This window comes from Coprobacter tertius, from assembly GCF_024330105.1.
GTDB classification, from domain to species: domain Bacteria; phylum Bacteroidota; class Bacteroidia; order Bacteroidales; family Coprobacteraceae; genus Coprobacter; species Coprobacter tertius.
The window spans coordinates 38,355-45,596 of sequence record NZ_JANDHW010000017.1 but is presented as its reverse complement, the minus strand read 5'-3'; the positions used below and the strand labels follow the sequence as shown (position 1 = coordinate 45,596).

The following is a 7,242-nucleotide window of genomic DNA, read 5'->3' as shown; positions in this document are numbered from 1 at the left end:
TTGATCCGGCATCTTTCTTAGGTTCTTCCGGAGTTTGTTTTTTATTATCGGTAGAATCTTTTTTCTGTTCGGTAGGACACGGTTTAACGGGGTCCTGTGCGTTTACTACTGATGAGAAACTGCAAATGAACATAAATGTTGCGACTGATAAAATTAACTTTTTCATAATTCAGAATGGTTAGAAGTTTATAGATTCTTTTGTTGTTTGTCTTTGCTTGATATATTTCAAAGTGGATGCCAAAGTTATGATATGTTGTTAAATGTCAGATATTCAGAAATATATATGTTTTTATTTCGTTGGAGGTAGATATAAAAAATGTAGAAAATTTCTACAATGTTGTAGATTTCTTCTACATAAATACAATGCGTTAAGGCATGAGGATATTTTCCGGTTAGTCGATATTATAAATTTTCAGTTTGTTGTATAAGGTTTTTCTGTCGATGTTAAGTAGTACGGCAGCTTTACTCTTATTGTTACCGGTTTTTTTTAAAGCTTCTAATATTCGCTCTTTTTCTGTTTCGGGGTTTTTAAGTGCCATAGTTTCGTTTACCGGATGAAGAGCAGATGTAAAATCGGGTCCGAGATCTTGAGGTGTAATGAATTCGTTGCGGGCAAGTAATGTTGCTCTTTTAATGCAGTTTTTCATTTGCCGTAGATTTCCGGGCCATGGGAAATTGATGAGTATCGAAGAGGCTTCGGGTGTAAAACCTATAATCTGTTTACCCAGTTCTGCATTTGCCTGGTCGAGAAAAAAGTTTGCAAAATGCAGTATATCTTCCCTTCGTTCTTTCAATAAGGGCATATAAAGGGTGAATTCATTTATTCTGTGGTAGAGATCTTCTCTGAAATTCCCCTTTTCGATTGCCTTTTCGAGATTTTCGTTTGTTGCTGTGATTAAACGAATATCTACCGGAATTTCTTTGTTAGATCCTATCGGTTTTATTTTTCGCTCTTGTAAAGCACGCAGAAGTTGTATTTGTGTTTCGTAATTGAGATTTCCTATTTCATCTAAAAACAGGGTACCGCCATTGGCGGCTTCAAAGGCTCCGGTTTTGTCGTTCAACGCACCGGTAAAAGATCCTTTTATATGACCGAAGAATTCTGAAGCGGCCAATTCACGTGGAATTGCTCCGCAATCTATGGCAATGAATGTTTTTTCTGAACGATTACTTAATTGATGTATACGATGTGCTATATATTCTTTTCCGGTTCCGCTGGCTCCGTTGATAAGTACCGACATGGGAGTGGGTGCGACCAAACTGACGTAATGATATAATTCTTTCGCTACGTCGCTTTCTCCTTCGAGAAACATGGGAGCGGTAGAGGTGGGGACTTGTTTTTTCTTTTGAGGAACGGGTTCTGTTTGTATATGTTGTGTGAGGGTATCGTTGATTTTTTGTAAGAGTTCTTCCGGATTTATAGGTTTTGCAATATAATCTTTCGCCCCTAATTTTATCGATTGTACAGCTGTTTGTATTTCTGCATATCCCGTCATGATGATGAGTGGTACCTGCATTTTAGTTTCGTTCATCCATTGTAGGAGGGCGATTCCGTCGCCATCAGGCAATCTGAGATCGGAAAGAACGAGATCGGGGGACTGATTAGATATTGAATTCCGGGCATCAGAAATTTTCCCGGTAGAAATTACATCGAATCCCTTCCGTTTAAGCCATGTAGTAAGCATCAGGCTGTAAGTTATATCGTCTTCGACAATCAGAATTTTTTTCATCGGTACATTTCTTTCTATACAAAGTTATATGTTTTTAATGAAAATAAGAAACCGGCCTATTTCTCGCTGCTTTCTTTTAACAATACTTTCGTTTTATATAAAATGGCATTTTCTATTACTCGGTCTATTTCTGATAACAATACGTCGGTTTTTTCTTTTACGGTTTCATTAAACGGCATTTCTTTATTGTCTTCGAGCCATGATAGCAGAGTGTAGCATTCGGTAGCACCTATTAATGAAAAAAGAGGTCGCATTTTATGTGCCGTACGGGCGATAGCGGGCATATCTTTTTCTTGAACAGATTGCTGGATATTTTCTCGGTTCATTCGGTTTTCATCAATAAACGAACCGATGATCTCAGCGGCTGCCTGAGGATCGTTTCCGGAATAGGCGGTAAGAGCATCGAAATGAATTTGTGAAGAATCCTTTTCTTGGGGTTTGTGGATAGAATGTTTGTTGGAAGCATCGGGAATCGAGCGTCCGATAATTGCAGCCAAAGCCTTTATTTCGACCGGTTTGTAAAGAATTCCCGAAAAACCGTTTTTTTGTAATTCTTCTTCTTGTATGTCGCTTCGGGCGGTCACGGCTATTACGGGAATATTATTTGCTCTGACGTTTTCTGAGTTTCGCAGAAGGTTTAGTATTTCAAATCCGTCGGAGCCAGGCATCTGCATATCTGTAAAAAGAATGTCGTATTTTTCATTTTTCAGGAATGCGAATAACTCGTCTGGTTGCAAACAGGGAGTAGAGTCGATTCCCAGCTGTTTTAGTTGGGCAGAGAAAAGATCGAGTTGTAGCTTATCGTCATCGATAATGAGTGCTTTTAGGTTTTTCCCGGTAAGTATGGGTAATGTTTTTTCTTTTTCTGCAGAGGTTTCGTCGTTGGTACGGTTCGCAAACAGAAGAGGTATTTCAATCGAAAATCGGCTTCCTTTACCTTCTTCACTATCTACATCGATCGTACCTTTTAACAATTCTACCAGTTTGAGTGTAATGGATAATCCGAGGCCGAAGCCTTCTTGTCCCCGGGCCCCTTGTAAACGAGTAAATTCTCTAAAAATTTTTTCTTTATCGTTTTTACTGATTCCGCATCCTGTATCTGTTATCGTAAAGCAGAGTTTTCTCCCGGTAATGGTTACATATAAGGTAACGTGCCCCGATTCGGTAAATTTTATGGCGTTAGAAAGAAGGTTTTCTGCAATTTGTGTGATGCGGAGAGTATCACCGGCAAATGTTTTTGTAATGTCTCCGTCTGTTTCATAGATAAGTTCGAGACCTTTTTTCTGTGCAAGAGGAGTAAATCGGTTTTTAATCTCTTCAAATAACCGGTCCGGAGAAAAAACGACAGAATTTATTTCTGCTTTTTTCGAATCTAACCGGTGGAAATCGAGAAGTTCGTTTACCAGACGAAGAAGATGTTGGGAAGATTGGCGCATGTTGTCGAGATAGAATCGTTGCCGGTTTTCTTGTATGAGTCTTGATAAGAGATCGGCATATCCGATAATCGATCCGAGAGGTGCCTTAAAATCATGCGTAATCGTAAGCATTAGCTTTTCTCTTATTTGTAAAAGGTTTTCTGCCTGTAGGTTCGCTTCTTCCAGAGCCGCCCGATAACGATTACTCCGTGTAATATCCCGGAGTATTATTATGATGAAAATAATAGCCAGTAATACGGAAATTGTAGCGATGGTTCCGATGGTTTGTATGGCCTGTCGTTTTATTATTTGCTGTTTGTCTATTTTGTCGAGGATGCCGGCGATTTCTTCTTGCTCGAATTCGCGTATGGTAAGTTCTATTTGTGCATCGAGTCGTTGGTTGGCTCTTTTGAGTCGGTTGCTTTTATCGGATATAAAAGTTTGTATTTCTTGTTGCCGATCGCTGATACGTTGTTTCAATTCTAAATTGATTGCCGAAAGACTGTCGGTGCTGGAGTTTATTTCGATATGTTGTACGGGAGAGACTTCTTTTTCGGAAGAAAAGGCTTCGGCCAATCTTTTTAAAAATCTTTTCGGTTTTGGCCGGTTGAGCAGAGAGTCTTGTTGCCTGATAACTTCGAGTTGTTTTTTTTGTTCTTTAATAAGCGAGTCTTGCTGTGACATTATTTTAACAAACCCTTCTTCATACATTTTTACTTCTTCATCGGAAGCGATGGTACTTACCAATGCCAATACATTTTTTTCTTTTTGTTTGAGGAGAGAAACGATGTTCCCGATACGTTCTATCTGTAAGCTATCTGTTGTGAAAGTACGTAGCGAATCAAGTTGGTTCATTGTTTCGTTAACCGACTTACGATATAACGAATAATCTTTAAAATTACCGGTCATCAGGGTTTGCCCGATTGCTTCTACACGGTATAATCCTGTGAGAGTGCGGTTGATGACCTTTCGTTTTTCGTTCAGTTCGGTTTCATACCGGCTGGTCGCCGAAAGAAACGATATTTCTCGGTAAATAAAGTAAAATGAAATAAGTAATAAGGCGATAAGTGATAAATAACCTACTGCGACTTTGGTGCGTATAAAGGAGAACTTTTTCATTGCCAGGAATTCTGTTATTCGAACGGCTAAGTTATAGAATCCATTTTGAAAATTAAGTATTACTTTAATAAAAAAGGAAAAGGGGCGTATTCTTATGTAACCGGTTTAGGAATAAAGAGGTATTTATCAAAAAGGAGCTTTTGAGAAAAAGCTCCTTTTTATAGGTTTTCAATAGGTATTAATTTTTAAGGTAAAAAAGATTGTTTTAGGTTAATACATGCAAAGATGTATTTTTCCTGGATACTTGCAAAATTTAAAAGTATGTTATATAATATATTTTTACGTGTAAAAAGTACATTTAATTTCTGTAAACTGCACTTATATTGAATTATAAATGATTATTGCGTAAAATATGTAAAAGTAAATATATGTTAAATATTATTGTTTTTGCTTTTTATGTTCTTATGTAGTTTCAATACCATTGCCGACCGTGCCGGTATGTATAGTTTTAGCCATTCCTTTTTTTCTTTTTTATACAAAGGATCGGGAATGGTAAAATGAGTGATCGATTCATCTATCAGTCCGAATCCTCCGAATTGAGGCGAATCGGTATTCAGAGCAGTGCGATATTCTCCTTTTGAGGTGAGAATTCCGTAATCGCTATAGGATTTTGCAGGATGAAAATTGAAAATAAACAGCAAATCTTTTCTACGGAAGGCTAATATTTGATCACTTTCGTTGTCCCATATTTTTTCGATCGGTATTTTTTCGAAATTTTTTATTCCTTTTACTAAAGATATCATGGCGGCGTCGAAATTTGCAAGATACTGGTATTTAAGGTCCTCCCGATCGACGAGACTCCATTGTCGTCGAGCATATTTATATGACCATTCGTTCCCTTGTCTGGGAAAATCGATCCATTCGGGATGTCCGAATTCATTTCCCATAAAGTTCAGATAGCCACCATTGATGGTTGATAATGTTACCAATCTGATTATTTTGTGCAGAGCCATGCCTCTATCTACGGTAAAATCTTTATCACCTTTCATCATATGCCAGTACATCTTGTCGTCTATAAGTCTGAATATGATTGTTTTATCTCCTACTAATGCTTGATCGTGACTTTCTGCATAATTAATCGTTTTTTCATCCGATCTCCGATTGGTGACTTCCCAAAAAATGGTCGCCGGTTTCCAGTCTTCGTCTTTTTTTTCTTTTATGGTTTTTATCCAGAAATCAGGAATACCCATTGCCATACGGTAATCGAAACCGATACCACCGTCCTCTGTCGGTACGGCGAGTCCGGGCATACCGCTCATTTCTTCGGCAATTGTGATGGCATTAGGATTAACGGCATGAATCAGCTCGTTTGCCAGCGATAAATAAGTGATTGCGTTTTCGTCTTGTCCGCCGTCGTAATAGTCGGGATATCCGTTGAAAGATTTGCCCAAGCCATGATTATAATAAAGCATAGAGGTTACCCCGTCGAAACGAAAACCGTCGAAGTTATATTCTTCCAGCCAATATTTACAGTTCGACAGTAAAAAGTGGATCACCTCATTTTTCCCATAATCGAAACAGAGTGAGTCCCAGGCAGGATGTTCCCGTCTTCCATCTCCGTAAAAAAACTGACTGTAGGATCCGTCGTACCGGCCCAAACCTTCTACTTCATTTTTTACGGCATGTGAATGTACGATGTCCATTATGACAGTGATTCCCAATGCATGAGCATCGTCTATCAGATGCTTGAGATCGTCGGGTGTCCCGAACCGGGAAGACGGTGCGAAAAAACTCGAGACGTGATAGCCGAACGAGCCATAATAGGGATGTTCCTGTATTGCCATAATTTGTATAGCATTGTATCCTGCTTTTGCGATACGGGGAAGTACGTTTCGTCTGAATTCATCGTAAGTTCCCACCCGTTCTTCTTCTTGTGCCATTCCGATATGGCATTCGTAAATAAGAAGAGGTGAAGTTTGCGGCACGAACTTTTTCTTTTTAAAACGGTACGGTTTTTCAGGGTTCCAGACCTGAGCCGAAAATATATATGTTTTTTCGTCTTGAATGACTCGGGTAGCCCATGCCGGAATACGTTCTCCTTGTCCCCCCGGCCAGTGCATCGAGAGTTTGTACAGATCGAGATGATGTAATTCGTCAGCCTTTAATTTTAGTTCCCAAATTCCATTTTTTTTAGCTTTGAATTTATAACGCGGTAACTCCTTCCATTCAGAGAAATTTCCTATCAGATATATTTCCGAAGCATTGGGTGCCCATTCTCGAATGACCCATCCATCTTTATCTCGGTGAAGGCCGAAATACAGATATCCTGTTGCAAAATCGGAGAGTGATCCCGTTTTTTGTGTGAGTTCTTTCTTTTTATCGACCGTTAACCGATGGCGAAATTCGATCGTATCGTTATAGGGTTCGAGCCACGGGTCGTTTTTTACTAAATTCAGTCGTTTCATATAAACGGATTTTTTTAATTAGGAAACTGTTTAACCGTTTTGTCGGAGGATGGTTCAGATGCGTACTTTGACAATTACTTTCCTGAATTTTCCATTCCCGATACAGGGTGCATGACCGTCTTCTGGGAAAAAAATAGCGAAATTTCCGGGTGTTACGTCGATATGAGCAGAGGGAATGTCGTCGAAAAAAGTAATGTCATTTTTCTCATCATAAGGCACTGCTGTTTTTTTTAGATCGGCAACCGCTTTCCACCCTATTGTTTCGGTTGCTGTAAGAGGCATTTGTATATCTATATATTTAAAATGAGTTTCAATTTTAGCGTCGTTTTCTTTTTTCCCCACTGGTTCGGCAATTGTTACATAAAGGTTATCACCGTCGAGAAGAATTTTTCCGGCTTCCTTTTTTGAAAAATCAGTCGATTTAAGGTAATCGAATGCTTTTTTAAACAGTGGATGTAACTGCTCTATCGTAGCAGAATTACTTAAAGAGTCTAATATCATATTGCGTTTATTAAGTTAAGGGCATCCGGTTTGCCATTGTCAACTACCGGTGGCCGTACGCAAATTTAAAAA

4 protein-coding genes are annotated in these 7,242 nt (G+C 38.8%); all 4 read right to left on the bottom strand.

The genetic code is table 11. From position 1 onward, the window contains the following. Positions 1 to 392 precede the first annotated feature (392 nt). The gene (locus tag NMU02_RS12815) at positions 393 to 1,730 is read right to left on the bottom strand and encodes a sigma-54-dependent transcriptional regulator (RefSeq protein WP_255028355.1); all 1,338 of its coding nucleotides are present in this window, start codon (positions 1,728 to 1,730) and stop codon (positions 393 to 395) included. Positions 1,731 to 1,786: 56 nt separating this feature from the next. Further along, complete coding sequence (locus NMU02_RS12810) at positions 1,787 to 4,264, bottom strand: ATP-binding protein (protein ID WP_255028354.1); 2,478 nt, start codon at positions 4,262 to 4,264, stop codon at positions 1,787 to 1,789. Positions 4,265 to 4,635: 371 nt separating this feature from the next. Continuing rightward, a complete protein-coding gene (locus tag NMU02_RS12805; RefSeq protein ID WP_255028352.1) occupies positions 4,636 to 6,669 on the bottom strand; it encodes an alpha amylase C-terminal domain-containing protein in 2,034 nt (677 codons plus the stop codon). Between the two features lie 54 nt (positions 6,670 to 6,723). Continuing rightward, positions 6,724 to 7,170: a NanQ anomerase/TabA/YiaL family protein gene (locus NMU02_RS12800; protein WP_255028351.1), complete on the bottom strand. Its 447-nt coding sequence runs from the start codon at positions 7,168 to 7,170 to the stop codon at positions 6,724 to 6,726. Between the last annotated feature and the right edge of the window lie 72 nt (positions 7,171 to 7,242).